This window comes from Thermogemmatispora tikiterensis (genome assembly GCF_003268475.1).
In the GTDB taxonomy this organism is placed as follows: domain Bacteria; phylum Chloroflexota; class Ktedonobacteria; order Ktedonobacterales; family Ktedonobacteraceae; genus Thermogemmatispora; species Thermogemmatispora tikiterensis.
Window position 1 is genome coordinate 5,040,943 of record NZ_MCIF01000002.1, and the last position, 21,566, is coordinate 5,062,508.

The 21,566-nt window shown below is 59.9% G+C and carries 13 protein-coding genes, 1 tRNA gene and 1 CRISPR repeat array; of the genes, 7 read left to right on the forward strand and 7 right to left on the reverse strand.

Going from position 1 to position 21,566, the window contains the following annotated elements; translation table 11 throughout:
- Window positions 1-81: 81 nt before the first annotated feature.
- Window positions 82-2,244, reverse strand: coding sequence for a GDSL-type esterase/lipase family protein (locus A4R35_RS20185; protein ID WP_112432590.1), 2,163 nt, complete (start codon window positions 2,242-2,244; stop codon window positions 82-84).
- Window positions 2,245-2,614: 370 nt separating this feature from the next.
- Window positions 2,615-3,406: a mechanosensitive ion channel family protein gene (locus A4R35_RS20190; RefSeq protein WP_112432592.1), complete on the reverse strand. Its 792-nt coding sequence runs from the start codon at window positions 3,404-3,406 to the stop codon at window positions 2,615-2,617.
- Between the two features lie 393 nt (window positions 3,407-3,799).
- On the opposite strand from A4R35_RS20190, the gene A4R35_RS20195 reads away from it, so the two are divergent.
- From A4R35_RS20195 to A4R35_RS20210, 4 genes are all read left to right on the forward strand, one after another.
- Window positions 3,800-4,786: an aldo/keto reductase gene (locus tag A4R35_RS20195; protein WP_112432594.1), complete on the forward strand. Its 987-nt coding sequence runs from the start codon at window positions 3,800-3,802 to the stop codon at window positions 4,784-4,786.
- Window positions 4,787-5,011: 225 nt separating this feature from the next.
- Window positions 5,012-5,899 carry a pantoate--beta-alanine ligase gene (gene panC, locus A4R35_RS20200; protein WP_112432595.1) on the forward strand — a complete coding sequence of 296 codons (888 nt, stop codon included), beginning with the start codon at window positions 5,012-5,014 and terminating at the stop codon, window positions 5,897-5,899.
- A 48-nt stretch (window positions 5,900-5,947) separates the two neighbouring features.
- Window positions 5,948-6,808 (forward strand): 3-methyl-2-oxobutanoate hydroxymethyltransferase, encoded by an 861-nt coding sequence (gene panB / locus A4R35_RS20205; protein WP_112432597.1) that lies wholly within the window; start codon window positions 5,948-5,950, stop codon window positions 6,806-6,808.
- 564 nt (window positions 6,809-7,372) lie between these two features.
- Window positions 7,373-7,446 (forward strand) — tRNA-Asp (locus A4R35_RS20210).
- 453 nt (window positions 7,447-7,899) lie between these two features.
- Here the strand turns inward: A4R35_RS20210 and A4R35_RS24415 are convergent.
- A complete protein-coding gene (locus A4R35_RS24415) occupies window positions 7,900-8,040 on the reverse strand; it encodes a hypothetical protein (protein WP_189362100.1) in 141 nt (46 codons plus the stop codon).
- Window positions 8,041-8,355: 315 nt separating this feature from the next.
- Window positions 8,356-8,906: direct repeats of the CRISPR family, unit length 37 nt; unit sequence GTCAAAAAGCATCGCAAGCCCGTTGTGGGATTGAAAC.
- 466 nt (window positions 8,907-9,372) lie between these two features.
- Window positions 9,373-10,005: a TetR/AcrR family transcriptional regulator gene (locus A4R35_RS20215; RefSeq protein ID WP_112432599.1), complete on the reverse strand. Its 633-nt coding sequence runs from the start codon at window positions 10,003-10,005 to the stop codon at window positions 9,373-9,375.
- Between the two features lie 319 nt (window positions 10,006-10,324).
- Between A4R35_RS20215 and A4R35_RS20220 the strand changes: the two genes are divergently transcribed.
- Window positions 10,325-13,534 carry a bifunctional cytochrome P450/NADPH--P450 reductase gene (locus A4R35_RS20220; protein WP_223258424.1) on the forward strand — a complete coding sequence of 1,070 codons (3,210 nt, stop codon included), beginning with the start codon at window positions 10,325-10,327 and terminating at the stop codon, window positions 13,532-13,534.
- A gap of 553 nt (window positions 13,535-14,087) precedes the next feature.
- On the opposite strand, the gene A4R35_RS20225 is transcribed toward A4R35_RS20220, so the two are convergent.
- The gene (locus A4R35_RS20225; RefSeq protein ID WP_189362101.1) at window positions 14,088-14,450 is read right to left on the reverse strand and encodes a zinc-ribbon domain-containing protein; all 363 of its coding nucleotides are present in this window, start codon (window positions 14,448-14,450) and stop codon (window positions 14,088-14,090) included.
- A gap of 655 nt (window positions 14,451-15,105) precedes the next feature.
- The gene (locus tag A4R35_RS20230; RefSeq protein WP_112432605.1) at window positions 15,106-16,512 is read right to left on the reverse strand and encodes a flavin monoamine oxidase family protein; all 1,407 of its coding nucleotides are present in this window, start codon (window positions 16,510-16,512) and stop codon (window positions 15,106-15,108) included.
- Window positions 16,513-17,156: 644 nt separating this feature from the next.
- On the opposite strand from A4R35_RS20230, the gene A4R35_RS20235 reads away from it, so the two are divergent.
- On the forward strand, window positions 17,157-18,356 hold the full coding sequence (locus A4R35_RS20235) for a beta propeller repeat protein (protein WP_146747281.1): 1,200 nt from the start codon (window positions 17,157-17,159) through the stop codon (window positions 18,354-18,356).
- 465 nt (window positions 18,357-18,821) lie between these two features.
- Complete coding sequence (locus A4R35_RS20240; protein ID WP_112432609.1) at window positions 18,822-20,309, forward strand: MFS transporter; 1,488 nt, start codon at window positions 18,822-18,824, stop codon at window positions 20,307-20,309.
- Between the two features lie 126 nt (window positions 20,310-20,435).
- On the opposite strand, the gene A4R35_RS20245 is transcribed toward A4R35_RS20240, so the two are convergent.
- Entirely contained in the window at window positions 20,436-21,371 is a 936-nt protein-coding gene (locus tag A4R35_RS20245; RefSeq protein WP_112432611.1) for an alpha/beta fold hydrolase, read from the reverse strand.
- Window positions 21,372-21,566 lie beyond the last annotated feature (195 nt).

Sequence of the window (21,566 nt, forward strand, 5' to 3'; positions counted from 1 at the left end):
GCCTGGAAGGTCATCATAGAGAAAAAGAGCCGGATGCTCGCCAGTGAAGTGAAACCAGGAACGAGCACGCCAAAGCTATGGCTACTGCCAGAGGCCGTAGGGGCGCAGGGCGTCGAACCAGGCGCGGTTAATAGCAATGATGCCGGCGGAGTTGGGATGAATGCCATCCTCGCTCAGGTAGGCTGGATGCGTGCGGAAAAGGGTATAAAGGTCTGGCCCTTTCATCAGTCCAGCGCTCTGGGTAATCTCTAAAATAACGCTGTTGAGGCGCTCCAGCTCCGCGTTCAAGGCATCACCATCGCCCGACCTGTTGCTCGCTGGAGCCAGGGCCAGAATCGGTACATGGCCGGCCTGCTTAATGCGTGTCACCAGGCGCTGCAGCGTCAGGCGATAGGTGGCTGGATCAACCTGGCCGAAAGCATCGTTAGTGCCGACTTCGATCAGCCAGTAGTGCATGTCGGGGTTGAGCGCCAGGAACGTATCGAGCTGCTGGAGCATCCCCTCGCTCGTCTGGCCGCCGATGCCTCCGTTGACCAGCGCGGGGAAGTCGCCGGGGTAGGCTGCCTGGACCAGATCGGGCAGGGCAGGCCGATTCTCGTCGAAGCGATTGAAGGCCAGAGCCGTGATCGATGTTCCCATGCAGAAGAAGGTATCGTTGAGAGCGGCCTGGCTGGAGGCATCAAAGAGATCGATCTCATCGATCAGAAACTCGTGCTCGCTATTGCCCGGCTGAACGCCGGTCACCGTCATCTTGACCCAGGACATTCCGGTGAAAGGGAGCAGATGCTCGCGGTTACGCGCCCGATTAGCACTGACCGTCACCAGGGTCTTCCAGGAGCCATCGGTGCCATTGGTACTATTGGCGGAGACGGCGAGGGTATAGGAGCGGGGAGCGGAGCCATTATCACTGAGATAATCGAAGACGTAGTCGCTGGCCCAGACGAGCAGCAGGCGTGAGGGGCCGCTGCCCACATGGATCGCGCACCAGGCGGGGAGGGAGCGTTGAGTTCCGTGCCAGAAAGCCCAGTTCCCGTAGTGGCCATCGACAAGAGCTGCTGGCCCGCCCGGGCCATCGTCATGAGCCGAGCAAAAGACGGGTTTGCCGCGCGAGATCAGCGGACTGGCGCGCGCTTGAGCGGGCGTCGGTTGTGACCCGGTAGTGCCGGGATAATACTGGGCGATGAAATTCTTCATCGCGTAGTATTGTGGTCGCGGGGTATTGGTATCCACGTCGAACAGATCCAGGTGACCGTAGCCCGCGTAGCTCGCCGCATCGAACTGGCAGGCGAAGGTTAGGCCTGCGCGAATCATCGCCTGCAGGGCGCGGGTTGTAAAGGCCGAGATAAAGTCGCTCTTCTCCCCATAGGCTGGGGGAGGATTGCCAGGATCGAAATTCCACTCCGTAATCCCGACAGGGAGATCACGCCCCAAAATCTGGCGCGTCAAAGAGCGCACGCTCTGGACTGCCTCGGCGGCGCTGTCGGCCAGCTTCAGACAGTTGCTCTCGCTGTCCTGCCAGCACGGATACCAGTGGAAACTGATCGCGTCGGGCAGCACGCCCGAAGAGCGCACTCCCTGCAAAAAGGCGCGCAGAAACTCGGTGGCGCTGGGCTGGCTGACGACCGGTCCAACGAAGCGGGCGCGCGGATTCAACTGGCGCAGCTGGGGGATCACACTGTTCCACTGTTTCAGATAGCTGGCACTGGAGATCCCGTTGTAATCCGGCTCATTGCCGAACTCGTAGAGCAGGCAGCGTGAGCCGGCGTAGCTCACCACATGTTTCAGAAACGCCACGTCAAAAATGTTGAACAGTACCCCCAGGCAGGTCATCCCGCTCTGCTCGACCGTGCGCAGGCGCTGCTCAAGCTCTGCGTCACTGGTCGGATGATTATCGGCCAGGCTGTGGTCGAAGAAAAAAGTGCGCATGAGCGTAAAGTGAGCTGCCTTCAGATCTGTCTGGAAAGCAGGATTCGTCTCAATATTGTTCTCGCTCCACTCCTGCGTATCGTTCGTGCCGAAGAGCAGCGAGGAGACCCCGTCTTTCCAGCGTTGCTGGCCCGGCAACTGTGTTGGCGAAGGAGAAGCTGTTGCTTGTACGGCGGCATTGGACGGTGTGGCCGTACTCCAGGGAGGAGTGCAGGCAGCGAGCGCAGTCAGCAACACGAAAAAGAAGAGGGTGAGGCCTGTGACCGGTTGAATTTGAGAAGTGGTCTTCCAGTGATCTGGGACAGCGTGCCTTGTCATGCACTTGCCTCTCTGCGGTGTTTCCACGATAGAGCCAGTAGCTGTTTTTCTCTAGAAGCAATCAATGCAACTATATCACTGCTTCGTAACAGTCATGTGTATCCAGCGGTTGTAAATTGGTAGCCGTTGGCATGACAGAGCAGACGGAGCACGGGCTGGCAGGAGAGGCTGCTGGCGGTGGCCACAGAGGCTCAGGCCGCGACCAGTGATGAGAGGGAGAAAGCCTGATCGCGCCGGAAAGAGGCCCTCCCTTTGCTGGCTGGCTGAAGAAGGGAGCAAAGGGGGCCTCCCGGGTAGGGTACTGACTGGTGAGCAAGCCAGAGCGAGTCAGCGGCAAGCAGGCGCGTCTCCCGCCTGGCATTGGGCTAGACTAGCTACCAGCTTCCGGCTGCGGCTGGGAAGCGGGAGTCGCTGTCTGAGCAGGCACCGTCTCAGTGGTTCGGGCGCTCTCTGCACTGGGAAGCGGCTGCCCGCTTGGGCCTGGTGTCTCCAGGAAAGTGCCGCGGTTCAACAGGCGACGCGCCGCATCCTGGCCGCCGAGACCGAAGGCCAGACCGAAGGCCAGAGCCGTGCCGCCGACCACCGCCGTGAAGAGGATATTGAGCAGCGAAGGCGCAATCTGCAGCTGTTCCAGGGCGATCAGCCCGGCAAAACCGATGAGCGCGTAGCGGGCCACGGCAGCGAACAGCGCCGGATTCCCCACACGCGTCGTCGCTGTCACCCCACGCACAATATCGCTGACCACGCTCGCGGCCAGCAGTCCCAGGAAGAGCACCAGCACGGCCACGAACACATTGGGAATATAGGCGATCAGCTCGTTGAGGATGTTGCTCACGGTGCTCAATCCCAGCGCGTCGACAGCGGGGACCAGGAAAATGAGGAAAATGAACCAGTAGACGATGGTGCCCAGGATGGCTACCACGTCGAAGCGCATCCCGGTATTCTGCTCCAGGCGCGCCAGGCCGATGCGGGCACCCAGGCGCTCGAAGCCGATGCGGCGCAGGATGAAGGTCACCGTGCGGCTCAGCACGCTGGCGACGATCCAGCCAATAAGCAGGATGACCAAGAAGCCGAGAAACTTCGGAATAAAGGTGAGGACCAGGTTCAAAGCGTTGGCTAGCGAGGTCAAAAAGGCCTGACCAATGTTGTTGACGACTGGCATGTCTTTCCTTTCCCCCTTCTCACAAAGAGTTCATCACAGAGGCTAAGGTCTCTTGGTAGAGACTCCCGAGACGCCAGGCAGTTGAGCGAGGCGCCTTCCCATCGCGATGGAACGGAGCGGCTGCCTGGCGATCGCTATCGCTGTGCACGTCCCCTTTAGACGGCAAGGGTTCAAAAAAGTCACATCCGCTTCCGCCTGCGGAGTCCCGATCTGCACGAGGTTTCTGCGGAGCTTGGGGTCTTCTCTGTTGGATCAGGTCCGGGCAGGCTGACCGACCGCAGCCTGCCCGGCTAATGGCGCATGGCTCGATGCATGCGATACAATCAAGAGGCTAGTATCCAACCACCCATTGGCGTAGAAGATCCCATCAGGAAGGAGAGTAAGGCGAGAAAGATGGAGTATCGACCGCTGGGACGAACAGGCTGGCAGGTATCGGCTATAGGCTTTGGGGCCTGGGCTATTGGGGGAGACGCCTGGGGACCGACCGATGATCGTGAGGCGCTGGCGGCTCTGCATCGAGCCATCGACCTGGGCGTCAACTTTATCGATACTGCCGACGTCTACGGCGACGGGCACTCCGAGCAGCTCATCGCTCGTGTACGCCAGGAGAGGCATGAGCCGCTCTATATTGCGACCAAGGCCGGGCGGCGTCTCAGTCCACACACTGCTGATGGTTACAATCGGCAGAATCTGACGGCCTTCGTCGAGCGCAGTCTGCGCAATCTGGAGACTGAGACCATCGATCTGCTGCAGCTCCACTGTCCCCCCACTGAAGTCTATGACCGACCTGAAGTCTTTGGCATTCTGGACGATCTCGTCCAGCAGGGCAAGATCCGCTACTATGGCGTCAGCGTTGAGAAAGTTGAGGAAGCTCTCAAGGCCATTCGCTACCCCAACGTGCAGAGCGTCCAGATCATCTTCAATATCTTCCGTCATAAGCCTGCGGAGCAATTCTTTGCGGCGGCCCAGGAGCGACAGGTGGGTATCATTGTGCGCGTGCCGCTGGCCAGTGGGCTGCTGAGTGGCAAATTGCGCCGCGATAGCCAGTTTGCTTCCAATGATCATCGGAATTACAACCGTCATGGCGAGGCCTTCGATCAGGGAGAGACCTTCGCAGGGGTCGACTACGAAATTGGCCTGCAGGCGGTTGAAGAACTGCGTCCTCTCGTCCCCGCAGGGATGACAATGGCCCAGTTTGCTTTGCGCTGGATACTGATGTTCTCCCAGGTCTCCACCGTGATCCCCGGAGCTAAGAATCCGCAGCAGGCCGAGGAGAACAGCCGCGCCGCTGAGCTGCCGCCTCTCAGCGACGAGACCATGCAACGTGTGCGTGAGCTGTACGAGCGGCGCATCAAGCCGCTGGTCCATGACCGCTGGTAGTAGACCGATAGGGGCGCCATTGCGCTGGTAGCGGTCGCTTATCGGCTCGCTGCTCTGGCCCGGCATGCCGGGCCAGAGCGGTGGATCGTGCTTGATGCTGACAGCCGGCCTCTGATATACTACCGAAAAACCGCCTGATAGTTTTTGTCTCGATCGATGTCTTCCATTGCCTTTGTGCTATGGAAGGCCGCAGCAGTCTGAAAGAGACCACTGGTAGGGGAGGCAATGGACATCATCACGACGGTGCGTGAGATGCGTCGCCTGCGGAGCAGCTGGCCGGCCCTGAGTAGCGTCGGGCTTGTACCGACAATGGGTTATCTGCACGAGGGGCATCTGTCGCTGGTGCGTCGGGCGCGTGCTGAAAACGATAAAGTAGTCGTCAGTATCTTTGTTAATCCGATTCAGTTTGGGGCGCACGAGGATCTTGAGCGCTATCCTCGTGATCTGCCCCGAGATCTCCATCTCCTCGAAGAGAGTGGTGTTGATGCGGTCCTGGTGCCGACGGCGAGTGAGATGTATCCGCCGACCTTCATCACCTATGTCGAGCCGAGTGGGCCGTTGTCCAGCGAGGCCGAGGGGGCCAGTCGTCCGGGCCACTTTCGTGGTGTGGCGACCGTTGTGCTCAAGCTCTTCAATATTGTGCAGCCGCAGCGGGCCTATTTTGGGCAGAAGGATGCCCAGCAGGTTGCTGTTATCAAGGCGCTGGTGGCCGATCTCAATCTGCCGGTTGAGTTAAGCATCATGCCGACGGTGCGTGAGCCAGACGGGCTGGCCATGAGTAGCCGCAACAGCTATCTCTCGCCGGAGGGGCGGCGGGCGGCGACCGTTCTTTACAGGGCCTTGTTGGCGGGCAAGGCTGCCTGCGAGCAAGGGGTAAGCGATGGTCCTGCTGGCGTGATACGGGTGATGCGAGACGTTGTAGCCAGTGAACCGTTAGCGCGTCTGGAGTATGCTGATGTGCGTGATCCCGAGACCTTCCAGCCGCTAGAGACGTTGCGTGCGCCTGCGCTCTTACTGATTGCGGCCTTTGTTGAGGCGGCGCGGCTGATTGACAATATCCTTCTGCGTCCTGACGGAAGTTGGGAGACTGGTCTCATCGTCTCGTCCTCCTGATTGAGCGCAGGCAGTTGGTCGAACGCGAGTGAGCAGCGAGCGAGGAATATGGGAGAGAAAATTACCGTTGCCACCGTGCAGGCTCGCAAAGGCGGGCCGCCCCTGACGATGGTCACCGCTTACGATACTGTTATGGCCACCATAGCCGATCGGGCTGGCGTGGACCTGATCCTCGTCGGCGACTCGGTGGCGGATAATGTTCTTGGCTTTTCCGATACTCTCTCCGCCACGGTAGAGATCATGATTCATCACACTGCTGCTGTGGCGCGGGCCCGGCCACGAGCTATGATCATTGGTGACATGCCCTGGTTGAGCTATCATATTTCGCTCGAAGAGAGCGTACGCAATGCGGGCCGACTCATACGGGAGGGGCAGGCTGAGGCGGTCAAGCTAGAGGGGGGACGCAAGCGTTTGCCGGTTATCGAGGCGCTGCTGGCGGCGGAGATTCCGGTGATGGGGCATTTGGGTCTCACTCCCCAGTCCGTGCGCGTCATGGGGGGGTACCGTGTGCAGGGTCGGCGTCTGGAAGCGGCGCGGGCGCTCGTCGAGGATGCGCGTGCTCTGGCTGCGGCGGGCGTCTTTGCCATCGTGCTAGAGGGGGTGCCTACCATTGTGGCCAGAGCCATTACCAGGCTGGTGCCTGTGCCTACTATTGGCATTGGGGCAGGACCGCACTGTGATGGGCAGGTTCTGGTTTTTCACGATCTTCTCGGGTGGCATCTCGATAGGCGCAAGGCTAAATTCGTGCGGCAATATGCCCGACTTGGCGAGGCAGCGGTGAGCGCTCTCCAGTCCTTCTTTGCCGATGTGCGCTCTGGGGCCTTTCCGAGCGAGGGCGAAAGCTATCGTATGGAAGAAGAGGAGGAACGGGCCTTCGAGGCTCTGCTCAATGAGCTGGAGGGCGGTTGAGGTGGGAGGAGGGAGGGAGAGAGCAATACAGCCCTGCCTGCTACCCGTATTGAGCCTCCCCGAGGCCGAGGCTGGCCCTGACTGGTCGTGGAAGGTATGAGTGAGCGTGCGTGCTCTCGGTCCTTACGGGGAATGGCGAGGCCTGTCGGTAGCTCTTCTGTGCCGTCACGCTCAGTGGTCAAGAGAGAGACCGACGCCCGTCGGTTCCGCTCGCACCACCTTGCTTCACAGACGGGTGCGTGACACGCCGAGACGAGGTGAGATAAGCAAGATGCGGAGCCTTTTCTTGTGCTCTGCTGTTATTATCAATGTTTGCGATGTCTAATACACAAGTGCTCTCTGAGCGGGATGCCAGTGCTTGCCTGACTGATGTAGCTGCCATCGGCTGACCAGAGTGGTGAAATCCCTCTCTGCGTCTCGTTGTTGGGCGCTGCCGGCTGGGGTGGTGCTTTGTGAGACCGGCAGGCCAGGAAGAGCAAAAGAAATGCTTGACAGAGTGTACTCTCTTCTGGTATGATAGCCATTGCCACGAGCGAGGCTGACAAGACTCAGCTCGATGGTTGAGGAGCCGTAGTGTAGTGGCCTAACACGCCTGCCTGTCACGCAGGAGATCGCGGGTTCGAATCCCGTCGGTTCCGTTTGTACCAGTGGCTTGTCAATGTACTCAGTGCCCCGTCCAGCATGTGCAAGATGGGCAGAAAGGCTGGACGGGGTTTTACTTGTTGCAATCATCTTATTCTCCAGATCGTCGTACAGCCCCTCTGGCTCTAGCAGTATCGTGGCCATCTCCCACAGGGCTGCCATCTCTGGCATTTGCTCGCCTGCCTCAATCGCTTCCTCCAGGGGCGCCTTGCATATGCAACTCGTCCATCAGGCGTACGCCTGGATAGACTGCTGGGTCAAACTCGGGCGCTGATTTTGGGCCGGTTGATCGCTATCCGAAAGGAAAGTCTCCCTTGGTCCTCTGGCGCCCGGGCTGGGGTCGCTGCCTGTGCCTGGCCCGGGTCAGCAACTGCAGCTCTTCCCCTTGCAGCAGCTCGGAGAGCGCCCGCGCCAGCTCCGGCTCTGCACCAGGCAGGAGCGGCGCCGCGCTAATCCAACTCCAGGGGAATCGCCTCGCTACCCAGGACTAGCAACGAATGCGGGGCTGCTGCGTGGGGACGTCTGCCAGGGATCATCGGCGTTGCCGAGCCGAGCAGATCGCCGGTCAAAACGGGGGCTTGCTCTCGCACAGGCGGCGTGAGCACCACGGGACACGAGCCGGTGGCGATCAGGAGCTGCTTGCCGTACAGGCACTGAGGCCTTCCAGTTAGTACCTCTTCCTACTACGAGCAGCAGAAGCCTTTTTTGACGCTGATGCCGTTCACTTCGAGGATCTCGGCTCCCGCTCTCTCACGCAGCGATCCTCGAATGGCTTTTGAAGGCGGCTGAGGGCCATATGGCCTGGCATCATTACCGCACAAGAGCGGTTGCTAATGACCGCTTTTTTGGGATCATCGAAAACCCTTGACGGAGGCCGCTTCTCATGCTATCTTAGAGGGGGTGCCGTCAAAAAGCATCGCAAGCCCGTTGTGGGATTGAAACATGATCGATCTCGACGATTGTCTGATTCGCGGGGAGTCAAAAAGCATCGCAAGCCCGTTGTGGGATTGAAACTAACGGCTATATAACCGGCCTGCCGTCAGATCCAGGAGTCAAAAAGCATCGCAAGCCCGTTGTGGGATTGAAACAGAAACACCCCGAGACTCATCAAACTGCGGAACTGTCGTCAAAAAGCATCGCAAGCCCGTTGTGGGATTGAAACGTCCCCATTCGACATCGGCACAATCCCGATGTGGTCAGTCAAAAAGCATCGCAAGCCCGTTGTGGGATTGAAACTTTCGCTTTGTCCCTTGGCCAGGTGGCTCTGACCGCGTCAAAAAGCATCGCAAGCCCGTTGTGGGATTGAAACGAGCAGCTTGAGCAGCGGTGAGTCGGACTCTTTCGCGTCAAAAAGCATCGCAAGCCCGTTGTGGGATTGAAACGACGGAAGAAAGCTGATGGGGACCACCCTGACGGCAGGTCAAAAAGCATCGCAAGCCCGTTGTGGGATTGAGAGGGATTAAAAGGGGTTGAAGCCGAGAGAAGGAAAGTGATAGATCGTCTGGGCCTGCAAGTAATCAGAAAGCAGGACAAGCCTGCCAACTTCCCTCACACCTGTATCCTCTCACCAGCAGACCTCTGGTTTGTTGAATGCAAGTATTCCGTTCAGCAGGCGCAAGACGGAGAAGAAGGCTGGATGGAGTTTTAGCACGGCTCTGGCTTTATTCCCCACCATCATTGGGAGAGGCCACCCGGCTCGACCAGCAGCCTCCCATATGGCGCCGCTCCTCGGAAGGCAGAGACTCCCCCATAAGGCTACCCGGCTGCGCCACGTGCAGTGCAGACGGTCACCCACTGGCCCCACCCGGCACAGGCGCCCTACCAAGGAACAACCTCGCTCCCTCCACGAGGGAACCTCTCATCGACAAAAAGCAAGACCATGTCTTGCTGTCTCCTACCATCCTCGACCTGCTCCTCCTGGCTCAGCTCCCAGATCCCTGCTCTGCCCGCCTTCCCTGTGAAACAAGCTGCTCCGGGGCCACACCCAAAACCGCAAAGATCGCTGGCAGCGTGAGCTTGCGCACCAGTTGCCCCATCTCCTCCGGCGTCTTCTCGCGCGGATGTTCGAGCCACCAGGTGATCGCCGTGTAGAGAGTCCCGCTGACGTAGCTGGCCAGCAAGCTGATGGGAACTGCCGGCTCTCCAACAAGAGCCAGCAGCGGCCTCAGAAGAAAATACTCTACCTGGCTCGTGAGGTAAGCCATAAGACGGTGCCTGGCCAATGCCGCCCCCCTCTCGCTGAGAAGCACCTCATAGAGATGGCGATAACGCTCGACATGACGGAAAATCTGCTCATTGAGCGCCGGCCTCTCCTGAAGAAAATCCGCAGGACGTAACGGCTCCAACTGCCGGGCCAGGTCCTCCTGCAAACGCTGAATAGTCGCCAGGAGCAGCTGCTCCTTATCCCGATAGTGCAAATAGAAAGTAGCGCGCCCCACATTAGCACGATCGGTGATCTGCTGGATAGTAATACTCTCATAGTTGCGCTCCTCGATCAGCTCCAGCAAAGCGCGCTCCAGTAACTGACGAGTACGCTGAACACGCCGATCCTCCATACGCTCCTCTCCTTTATCGAAATCGCTGTCTACTAATAGACACAATGTGTCCAGGATCTCTATCTCCCTGCCCTGCCTCTTGACAGACCGGGACCCCTAGCCCTACAGTTCTTACTAGACAATATGTCTAATAAAATATGCAGTGTCAAGGATGTGCTCAATCTCCAAACAGGAGAGCAGCCTTGAGACGCCAGAGATCAAAGGCTGTTTGTCTCCCTCTCGTTACGACACTGGGGCAGGAGCTGACAATCGCTGCGCCACCCAGTGGAGAGCAGACCAGGTCGGACGAGAGGAGAAAGGCACCTCAAGAGGAGGAGCTGTGTCATTATCATCTCCATTCGCCACGATTCCGCAGCCTAAGCCAGATCCGCTGCTCAAAAATCTCAAAGATCTCGACCCTGACAGACCTGTCCAGAGTCTGATGCGACTGGCACGTCTCTATGGCCCCATTTTTCGCCTCCAGCTGCCAGGCAGAGAGATGCTAGTCGTCAGCTCGCAGGCCCTCGTTGACGAGCTGTGTGATGAACAGCGGTTTGATAAGAAGGTTCACGCGCCCCTGGAACACATTCGCGCCTTTGCCGGCGACGGCCTCTTCACCGCCTACACGCAAGAGCCGAACTGGGCGAAAGCTCACCGCATCCTCATGCCCGCCTTTGGGCCGGCAGCGATGCGCGAGATGTTCGAGCCGATGCTTGACATCGCCGAACAGATGCTACTGCGTTGGGAGCGCTTCGGACCCCAGGCGGTCATCGATGTATCTGATAACATGACACGCCTGACCCTGGATACCATCGCCCTCTGCGCCTTCGGCGAGCGGCTGAACAGCTTCTACCGGCAGGATATGCACCCCTTTGTGCATGCGATGGTAGAGGCACTGATCGAATCCGGGGCCCAGGCGCGGCGTCTTCCCATCCAGAACCAGCTGATGCTCCTCACCAGACGCCGCTATGAGCAAGACATCCGCTCCATGCACCAGTTCGCCGACGAGATCATCGCCCATCGCCGGCTTGATCCCGAGGCGGCCAATCGGCATGACCTACTCAGTCGCATGCTCCAAGGACGCGACCCGATCACCGGCGAAGGTCTCGATGACGAAAATATCCGCTACCAGCTGGTTACCTTCCTCATCGCGGGACACGAGACTACCAGCGGCCTGCTCTCTTTCGCCCTCTATGAGCTGCTTAAGAACCCTCATGTACTGGCCCGTGCCCGCGCCCACGTTGATGAGGTGCTGGGCGACGCAATCCCGCGCTTCGAGCACCTGGCCCAGCTCACCTATATCGATCACATCTTGAAAGAGACGCTGCGCCTCTGGCCGACAGCCCCTGCTATCGCCTTGCAGCCCTACGAGGACACCCTGCTCGCCGGCACCTATCCGCTTACCAAAGGCGAGACCATCCTGGTTCTCATTCCTATGTTGCACCGCGATCCCCGGGCCTGGGGCGAAGATGTGGAGTGCTTCGATCCCGATCGTTTCGAGCCAGCGCGCTATGCACAGGTGCCCGCCAATGCCTGGAAACCCTTCGGCAATGGCCAGCGCTCCTGTATTGGCCGCCCCTTTGCCTTACAGGAAGCGACCCTGGTTCTCGCCATGATTCTGCAGCGCTTTGACCTGATCGAGCACGATCCCAGCTATCAGCTGCGTATTCGCGAGACGCTGACACTCAAGCCCGAAGGCTTTTTCATCCGCGCCAGACGCAGAGCAGGCCGACCTTGCTCCCCAGTGGTCACCTGGGAGCGGGCCAGGTCCACCCATCCGCAACCACAGACGCAGACTGCCACTATCCCTGTCAGACAGCCAGCGGAGGCACTGACACCCCTGCTGGTGCTCTTCGGCTCGAATGGCGGTTCATCGGAAGCCTTCGCTCGACGCATTGCCACTGATGCCGGCGTCCAGGGCTACAGTGCCAGCGTCGCCCCCCTCGATGAGTATGTCGGGCGGCTGCCGACCGAGGGCGCCGTTGTCATCGTCACCTCCTCCTACGAGGGGCAGCCCCCTGATCAGGCCAGACAGTTTGTGGCCTGGCTGGAAACCCTCAAAGCCGGCGATCTCCAGGGGGTGCGCTACGCCGTCTTTGGCTGTGGTAACCGCGACTGGCTGCGCACCTATCAGGCCATTCCCAAGCGCATCGATACCGCCCTGGCCGCGGCAGGGGCCACACGACTCAAAGAGCGGGGTGAGGCGGATGCTCGTGGCGATTTCTTCGGCGACTTCGATCGCTGGTACGATACCTTCTGGTCGAGCCTGGCCCCCGTCTTTGGCAAGCACCTGCAGCCGGTGGCCAGTCGTCGAACCTATGAGGTAGAGATTGTACCCTCGGCGCGCCCAGCGCTGCTACGCCAGGGAGATATGCAGCGCGGTACCGTCGTCGCCAATCGCGAGCTGGTCAATCTCGCCTCTCCACTCGGACGCTCGAAGCGCGAGGTGGAGATCGCTTTGCCAGAAGGAATGAGCTATCGAGCCGGAGACTACCTGGCTGTCTTACCTACAAATCCCGAGATCAACGTCGAACGCGCGCTGCGCCGCTTTGGCCTGGCTCCCGACACGCAGATTGTCCTGCATAAGGCCAGCGCCGATAGTCAGACCTCGCTGCCGACAGGTTACCCCATCAGCGTACGAGAGCTGCTGGCCAACTATGTTGAGTTAGCACAACCAGCTACACGTAAGCAGGTAGCTGCGCTGGCAGCAGAAACAGGCCAGCCCGAGGAGAGAGCGCGGCTTGAGGCCCTGGCGCAGACGGATCGCTATGAGCAGGAGGTCCTTCATCGGCGGCTCAGCGTCCTTGATCTGCTTGAGCAGACGCCCTCCTGCGCACTCTCCCTCGGAGCCTTCTTAGAGATGTTACCTCCCATGCACGTGCGGCTCTACTCGATCTCATCCTCGCCGCTCTGGCGAGCAGATCACTGCACGATTACCTTCTCCGTGCTGCAGGCGCCGGCCTTCTCAGGCCAGGGCACCTATCTGGGGGTAGCCTCAACGTACCTGGCTGCTGCGCAGCCCGGCGCAAGTGTCTCGGTCGCAGTCCGGCCCTCACAGGAAGCCTTTCACTTGCCGAGCACACTCGATACTCCGCTCATCATGGTTTGCGCCGGAACGGGCATTGCCCCCTTTCGCGGCTTCCTGCAGGAACGTGCTATTCTCGCCTCTCATGGGCAGACGCTGGCGCCGGCCCTCCTCTTCTTCGGCTGCGATCATCCCGAGGTCGACTATCTCTATCGTGAGGAGCTGGAGCAGTGGGAGCAAGCTGGCATCGTGCAACTACGACCGGCCTTTTCCCGGTGTCCAAACGGCCAGATCCGCTACGTGCAAGATCGTCTCTGGCATGACAGAGAGGAGATCGTCGATCTGTTCAAGCGCAATGCGCGGATATACGTCTGTGGTGACGGGCAGCAGATGGCTCCGGCGGTGCGAGCAACGTTTGTGCGCATCTATCAGGATGCAATGCATTGCTCACCCGAAGAGGCTGAAGCCTGGGCGCGCGAAATAGAGCGCACCAGAACGCGCTACGTAGCGGATGTCTTCTCCTGAGCACGACGGTCAGGGGCAAGAGCGGGCCGGGGTAGCAGTCAGCGGCGCTCATCGGGGAGGGGCAGCCTGGCCTGGTATCCTTGCCTCCTCCGCCGCCCGCTCGCCCGCCGCGCACCACGCGTCGCGTCGTTGCCTGACTCATCACAGGGCTTCTCTCCCGGGCAGCCTCCTTGTCCTTGGGTCAGCCTCTCATCAGACGCATGCGACGCATAGAGAGGGGGTGTGATGGTGCAAGCATCTGATCCATCACACCCCCTCAGCTCTCCCGGACTCATCCGTGCGCAGGGCAGGAAAGGAGCGAAGTCACCGAGCGTCCTGGTCTGTGATCCGCTACCTCACCTGGCTAGCTGGCCTGACCACCTGCTTTGCTCTGTGGCCCTTCCCTCCTGCCTGTCTGACGCTGTCTATCTTACTCTGGCCTACCGGCAAGCAGCCTGCTCGTGAGGATTGGGCCAGGGTCCCAGCCTCCTTCTGAGGACAAAAGTGCTATCCCGGAATTGTCTCGTCCTCTTGCCAACCAGCTTTCAGGCGCCATATCGAGAGTGACCGTTGCTCACATGGCAGGTGGAGGACCGCCAGGCTGCCAGGGATTGCCAGGCTGGGGCGTCATCGCCGGGCCTCCAGCTTCGGGCGCGCCCGGCAAAGCAGATTGCCCTGGCTGAGGAGAGGGGGGCACAGCAGGCGACTTGACCCAGGCATCGGCCTGCTTGTTATCGACACGCATCTGATGGCCGCAGAGCGTACAGACCAGGAAGGTTCTGGTCATGATAGGAAAGAGAGGAATCCAGAAGAGCGTCAGCTTGCGCTGTAAGCGGACTATTTGCTGCTGGCTCGTACGCTGGCAGCGCTGGCACACGGCAGGCATGCGCCCCATCAGCCACTGTCTGGTGCGATAGCCATAAACGATCACATACATACAGAATACCTCCTGGTGGATGACAAACTGTCTTGCAAAGAATAGCAACGTGAAAGTGTCTATACTACAAATCAGCCAGAACAGCGCCAGCGGCAAGATCCATCCAAGATTATCAGGCATAGCACCTGTAATTAATTACTACATCAAGCAAGCAGAAACTCACCATTCCAGTTCCTGACCTGCTCAGTGTACGCGCCTTCACCACAACTCATTCCTGCGCTGACTGCCCCACAGATGCTTAAGCGGTTGTGTGGCACCTCAGCCTGAGACCGATATCTACTTGCTGCGTTCATGTTATCAAGCCTTTGGGAAATACGCTGTGATGTTTTTCACTTAACGCAGGGAAAAACATCGGTGATGGTAGCCATATCTACTGCTCCTTTCTCTGAAGATTGCCCTCTGAAACAGCAATGAAACCCTATCAGGCTTTCTGCTGCTACTGTAGGTGAAGAGGAAGCTCGCACACGAATATTTCTTGATCGAGGGGAGCAATCTGGAAATGATTAGCGGGCGGGACAGTGAGCAGTATGCGAGCGGCTCCCGAGAAAGGAACAAAAAGCGGCCTTCCGCGGGCAAAGAGCGATCAGCTCACGTTGCGCAGAAGGCCAGTCTTCTGACCGTCGCCTGGCGGGTAGACCGGGCGGAGGCTGTCTGCTCAGTAGTCTTCGAGGATCTCCTGAGCAGCGCGTACTCCCTCGCGGGCTGCGCCTTCCATGAAGCCCTGAAACTCGACCGAGCAATGTTCTCCAGCAAAGTGGATCGGCCCCTCGCGCACTCTCTCATACCCGCTGAAGAGCGTATATTGTCCAACGCGCCAGCAAGAGTAGCTTCCGAGTAGATAGGGGTCACCTGTTGAATAGCTCAAAGCGGCTCTGCCCGTGTAGTGGGCGCTGATACCGGGCAGCAGGCACTCCAATTGCTGAAGGCAAGAGGCAGCGGCTTGCCTCACGGCCTCCGAGTCAAGCGAGGTCGCATAAGGAGCTGGAGAGGTCAGAGCAGCCCCTCTGCTGCCACTCCTGTAAGAGAGCAGCAGACCGCCTGAGACTCCCTGGCCATAGGAGACATCCCAGAGGGTTTGCAGCTCCAGATCAGTCACGATGAAGCCATTGTGAGGATGGGGCCAGGGACCTTCCTGGTACCAGTACGGCTGGTCGAATTCCAGAAAGAGCTTAGAGACCGTGCCGTAGCCAAGCTCCGCAATGGCCTGCTGCTTTAGAGGACTGAAAGCAGCGCGACGATAATCGACCTGCCTGAGCGTACTGAAAGGCAGCGTTAACAGGGCATGCTCGCAACGCACCTCCACAGGCCCCGAGGGCGTGACAAAAGTCAAGACGACCTCCCGCTCGTTCCGCCGCTCGATAGCGACCAGGCGGTGCTGCAGATAGATGCTTCCCTCGGGGAGGCTACGCGCGATGGCCTGCACCAGCTGCTCATTGCCTCCCCGAATCTTACAGCTCTCTAGCTGCGGCCCACCAGTGGTAGAGCCCCGAGCCAGGTCGCGAGGGGCAAACATATAAATCAAGTTGAGAGCGCTCTGCTCGCTGGTATCCAGACCATAATAGCCGCTACACATGAGGTCGAGCAACCGGCCCACCGGAGAGCGATGACCATCTGCCACAAAGCGCTCGATCCAGTCGTAAGCGCTCAGATGGTCAAAGCGGTAGCCCGCAGCCGTATACTGCCTGCAGGTGGTCACGGGCCCGATCTCCTGCAGCTGCTCGTGCAGCAGAGCGGCAACAGCCCGCAGCGGCTCTGTCAGCTCATCCTCGCGATAGTAGCGGTTGGAGAAGTAGAGCAGCCTGGGAGCCCGGCCTCGATCGAGACTGATCGTCGCGAGGCCGAAGCGCCGGATCAGCTGGTGCATCAGCTCATGATCGGCATCGATGAATTCGCCGCAGCCCTCGCTGACCGCCCCAGACTGCCAGGTGCGCGCGTCGGAACGGATACGCCCACCAATACGATCGGAGGCCTCATAGAGAGCACAGGCCAGGCCTGCCTCCTGTAAGGTAAGGGCGGCCACCAGGCCAGCGATGCCGGCCCCAACGATTGCAATACGTGGCATGATGTTGCTCCAGGAGCGATCTATGCTGATGGCAGAGATCTGCTTATCGTTTGTGGTATTACTCTATCACATGCTGCCGCCGCCTGGAGACCGGAGGTTAGCCGGCGTCCGTGAGCCAGGGCCGCACGCAGGATAGCCAGGCAACATCTAATAATCAGCATACGAAGATAGCTATATACACCAAAGGCTATAACTTTTTTGCTATGGTAGTTTTTCTAGAGAAAGACCTCTTCTTATCCTTTGCTACACTGTATCATGAAGAAGACGGCCTGATAGAGACAAGAAGACTAACTTGCTCTACTGACCGTATCTTCTTCTGTTGAACCAAATCAACGCTCAAGACTGCGCATCTGCCTCCATAAAGGCCTGCCTGTCTCCCGGACCCGGCATGGCCTGATGGGTGGACGGAAGCGATGGCCACGAGCAGGTGCAGTGCCGGCTCGGGCCTGGGCAATCCAATCCACAATGGCCGACGTTGTGGGGCGTCCGTTCCGTCCGGCGGTCCCATGCTGGTGGCAGGCGGCATGCCAGAAATGGCGACCTGTGGAGAGAGCAGGTGAGCAGCCAAAAGGGTGGATACAGCAGCAGGAGGCTGCTGGTTTGCTGTTTTGTCAGGGAAGACGTGGAAAGGGATGGTGTAGACTATGTTGGGTGGAATGCTCAAACGTTCTGGAGCGGTTCTACTCTCCTGCGCGCTGATGGCCCTGGTCACGCTCCTGATCTCACGAGCGAGCGCAGGCACAGCCCACCTGACGTCGACGGTGGCGGCGGCCTCGAAGGCGCCCGCACTCACCTGTGGAGCCTGGCGTCGCGTCCCGGAAGCCGCCGAGGGGGCCTTAGTGGGAGTCACCGCCTTCGCCCCCGACAACGCCTGGATCGTCGGCAGCCAGGGATCGGTGCCCCTCATCGAGCACTGGAACGGCAAAGCCTGGAGCATCGTTCCCAGTCCGGCCCCGAGCGAGCCAGCGTTGCTCAAGAGCATCTCAGGTAGCGCCCCCGACGATATTTGGGCCGTGGGCAGCACCACCAATACGCCGAATCATACCCTGGTCGAGCACTGGGATGGTAAGAGCTGGAGCATTATGTCCGACGCCGTCGGCAGCGGCCAGCTCAACGGCGTCGTGGCGCTGGCGCGCAACGATGTCTGGGCGGTTGGCACCTCGAACAGCCAGGCCCTGATCGAGCACTGGGATGGCAAGAGCTGGAGCGTGGCCCTGCAGGCCAATCTGGCCGGTCAGGGTGATTCCCTGCTCGCGGTCGCGGCCAGCAGCGCACATGACATCTGGGCGGTTGGAACCAGCCTCAAGGTGAACTACAACTTCCAGGGCTACGGGGTCAATCTGAACATGAGTTCGATGGGCTCCGGCGTCATCGTCCATTGGGATGGCAACAGCTGGAAGACTGTCAGCGGCCAGGGTCCCTCGACTCAGATGGTCATGCTCACCGGAGTGAGCGCCCTGGCGCCCGATAACGTCTGGGTGGTAGGCTCGGCCTTCCAGGGGTCCCTGCTGAATGGCCTGCGGGCCAAGACCCTGGTTGAGCACTGGAATGGCTCGCAGTGGAGCGTGGTGCCCAGCTCCGATGCCCCCGATGCGTTTGCCAGCTACCTGACCGGCGTCGCCGCAGTCTCTCCGGGCAACGTCTGGGCTGTGGGTGGAGCCTTCAGCGGCAGCCACTTTAGCTCCCTGCTCGAACATTGGGATGGCGCTCATTGGAACCTGATCCAGGCTCCCAATGCCGCCGATGGCCGTCAGCATATGCTGCTCGGAGCCGCCGCTGTGCCCAATACGAAGCAGATCTGGGCTGTTGGTCTGCATGGTACGGTGCTGACGAACTGCGGTTAGCCCCCATCGTTGCACTCCTGGCCCAGGCAGAAGCTGCTTCAGCAGCTTCTCTCCGCTACTCTCAGGGGGTCAGGGGCCTGCGCCTCTGGCCCCATCTTCCTGCCGTGCTTTTTAAGTCTCTATGCCCTTTCTACTCTCATTGCTTTCCTTGAGAGTCTGCGCTAGACTATTGGCAGTTCTACCGTTGTCAGGGCAGGACGCTGCCCGTCCTGGCAGGCTAATCATGATGGCAGCGGACGGAGTGCGACCAGCTCTGGGCTTCGTCCGTTTTGGTAGTGAAGTCAGATCGAGCCTTCCTCACCCGCTCGCAGGAGTGGGTGGCCTGGCGTTGTCGCGCGATCCGGTCGGAGGATTCCCCATGCTGGTTAGCCGGGCGAGCAGCTGGCAAGCCGGCGTTGCCTGCTGGGGCTGGTGGCGGCGGGCCGGGGAGGGAATCCTGACGACATCGGGTCCGAGGGGGTTTGCATGAAGAAACTACTAGAGGGTCTGGCCGTCCTCCGCGTGCTGCGCCATCCCGCTCTGCTACGCTTGTGGCTGGCCCAGGTGATCTATCTGAGTGTGCAATTTACAGCAAGCTATGCGATGATCGTCCTCATCACCAATGAAACCCATTCGGCGGTCATGGTTGGACTGGTGATCATTGCTCTCAGCCTCCCGCTGGTGCTCTTCGGCGCTCCTGCTGGCGCCCTCGTTGATCGCCTCGATCGTCGCACCGTGCTCTGGGTGAGCAATGTCGTGCGGGCCTTTGCCACGCTTCTCTTCGTGCTCGCTCTCTTGCTCAGTCCTCATCAATATATTTTTATCTATATCCTGGCTTTTTTCTTCTCCCTGGTCGGTCTCTTCTTCTCACCTGCTGAAGGGGCGATTATCCCGAGCCTGGTAGAAGAAGAGGAGCTTCTACCCGCGCTCTCCCTCTATAATCTGACGCTCAATACTAGCCAGGCGATCGGTCTCCTCATCCTCGGTCCCCTGATGCTCAATTTGCTGCCGCCGTTCTCACTCTCACTCTTAGGCGTCAGGATCGAGCTAAGACCTGTTGAGACGCTCTTCCTGCTCATCTCTGCTCTCTACCTGCTGGCGACCGTACTGACGGCCACCTTGCCACGTCAAACTCGCACTGGACCCCAGAACAAGAGTGCAGGCTCGTCGTTGTCTCCGTCTGCGGCGGCAACCACAGAAGATGAGCGCACGCGCCCCTATGGGCTGCTCTCTGAGGAAGCCGGAGCCTTGCTTTCGGGCTGGCAGCGACTGCGTCAGGATTTGGAAGACGGTTGGCGTCTGGTGCGCAACGATGGCGTCTTATTAGATGCCCTCTTTCAGTCCTGCTTTGGTGGGCTGGTAATGCTTACCATTGCTGAGCTGGCAACAACGTTTGTGCAGCGACTGCTGGGATTGCCGGCCAGTAACACAACGGTCATCTTTGCACCGGCGGGAATTGGTCTTGTGGCCGGCTCTTTGCTAGTGCCAGCGGTCGTGGCCCGTCTTGGCACGCTGCGCACGATGCTGGTGGGGATGCTCGGAACCGGTCTGGGCATCGCGCTCATCCCCCCTTTGCAGTGGCTGGCGCGCCTCCTCCTCGCCCCCCACTGGGCTACTCATCCCCTCTTTCTGCTGGCCCTGGCTCTGCTGACGGCTGCCGTTGGCTTTGGCCTCGATCTGGTGGTGGTGCCGGCGCAGACGCTGATGCAGCGGCGCTCGCCGGACGAAATGCGCGGGCGTGTACTGGCCCTCTTTCAGGTTCTCTTTAACGGCGGGGCTATTCCGGTCATGCTCTTTATGGGGGCCTTGACCGACTGGCTGGGCATTGTTCCTGTCACTTACCTGCTAGCTGGCTCCTGCATACTGGCTGCCCTGCTAACAGCGGCGCGCGCCTTAACCCGCAGCAACCACGATCGCTCCTCTGGCGGGCGCAGGCAACAGTCCGAGGCTCAGGAGCAGCTGCCGGTACCCTGACCTCCTCTCCTGGTACCCGGCGAATGAGGGGTGCTCTGCTCTGGTAGAAGCCAGTCTTGCGAGGGAGCGCTGACCAGGGCGCCGGACGGGCTGCTCGACGAATCAGAGGCCCAGAGGCCGGACCGCTCAGTTATAGCTGGCTGGTTGCCTGTCGAAGTAACCAGAAGGGGAGGGTTGCCCGGCTTCTGTGGCCCCTGTGCTCAGGCCCAGGGACAGATGGCGCTGAAGCCAGCTGTGCATTGCCTCCAAGAGGGCCGGAGTGGCCGGATCGTGTAGCAGCGAATGGTAGCCCCCGGTCAAGGTGATTGCTTCCACGTCGCGGCTCCCAATCCGCCGCAGAAAAGCGCGCGTGCCCCGCTCGCGGGCGATGTAGTCACAGCTGCCACGCAGAAGCAGCAAAGGCAGGCGAATGGCGGGCGCCCGGCGCCGGGCGCTGGACAGCCACAAACTGAGCAGGTTGAGAAAGCGCACGCTGACCAGGCGCACAAAGAGCGGGTCGTTGCGCAGCCGCTCGTTGAAGGAGGCGTCACGACAGCCTAGCTCTTCCCGGCCTGTGATCGGCATAGCAGGCTGGGTCGGCGCCGTCAGCAGGAGCCGGAGGTAGCGCAGGACCTCGCCAGGCCGCGGCGTAATAGAGGCGCTCAGCACAGGCGAGATGAGGATCAGCCCGCTGACTTCCTGGACATGGGGCAGGTGGCTGCTGAGGTAATGGATGGCGATCGAAGCCCCCATGCTCTCACCAAGCAGGATCAGCGGCAAGGAAGGCCAGCAACGGCGGGCCCAGGCTATGGTACTATCAACGTCCTCTAAATAGAGACGGAAGCTGGCGATGTCTCCCCGCCGGCCCTGTGATCGACCATGACCGCGCAGATCTGGCGCGACAATCTGGACGGTGGCTAGCTCGGGGGCCTGGGCCAGAACATCGTAGTAGCCACCGTGGCCGCCCAGACCCTGAATGCAAAGAAGAAGACAGTTGGGCTGCTCCGTCTTCCAGCTGTGAACAGAGAGGGTGATTCCATCCCTCGTTGTCAGCAGGGCTTCTTGCTCTTCCTTCTTGGCCATGCTCCTTCCGGCGCACACAAAAAGTCCAGAGAGACAAATCAGGGCAATCGGTCCAAAGCTCAGGACGGCTCTGGCTCAGTAGTAACGCCACGCTGCAGGACTGTCTCCCGGGCAACGCAGCAGAGAGACTGGTCGTGTCGCTGCCCTGCCAGCCAGCACGGTGCCCGTTGGCTCCAGGCTGCTCTTTGGCGGCTC

What these genes read in the sequence shown, in the direction of transcription:
- panC (WP_112432595.1), top strand. Translation starts at nt 5,012, where the DNA reads ATGGACATCATCACGACGGTGCGTGAGATGCGTCGCCTGCGGAGCAGC.
- A4R35_RS20185 (WP_112432590.1), bottom strand. Translation starts at nt 2,244, where the DNA reads ATGACAAGGCACGCTGTCCCAGATCACTGGAAGACCACTTCTCAAATT.
- A4R35_RS20235 (WP_146747281.1), top strand. Translation starts at nt 17,157, where the DNA reads ATGTTGGGTGGAATGCTCAAACGTTCTGGAGCGGTTCTACTCTCCTGC.
- A4R35_RS20240 (WP_112432609.1), top strand. Translation starts at nt 18,822, where the DNA reads ATGAAGAAACTACTAGAGGGTCTGGCCGTCCTCCGCGTGCTGCGCCAT.
- panB (WP_112432597.1), top strand. Translation starts at nt 5,948, where the DNA reads ATGGGAGAGAAAATTACCGTTGCCACCGTGCAGGCTCGCAAAGGCGGG.
- A4R35_RS20225 (WP_189362101.1), bottom strand. Translation starts at nt 14,450, where the DNA reads ATGTATGTGATCGTTTATGGCTATCGCACCAGACAGTGGCTGATGGGG.
- A4R35_RS20190 (WP_112432592.1), bottom strand. Translation starts at nt 3,406, where the DNA reads ATGCCAGTCGTCAACAACATTGGTCAGGCCTTTTTGACCTCGCTAGCC.
- A4R35_RS20195 (WP_112432594.1), top strand. Translation starts at nt 3,800, where the DNA reads ATGGAGTATCGACCGCTGGGACGAACAGGCTGGCAGGTATCGGCTATA.
- A4R35_RS20230 (WP_112432605.1), bottom strand. Translation starts at nt 16,512, where the DNA reads ATGCCACGTATTGCAATCGTTGGGGCCGGCATCGCTGGCCTGGTGGCC.
- A4R35_RS20245 (WP_112432611.1), bottom strand. Translation starts at nt 21,371, where the DNA reads ATGGCCAAGAAGGAAGAGCAAGAAGCCCTGCTGACAACGAGGGATGGA.
- A4R35_RS20215 (WP_112432599.1), bottom strand. Translation starts at nt 10,005, where the DNA reads ATGGAGGATCGGCGTGTTCAGCGTACTCGTCAGTTACTGGAGCGCGCT.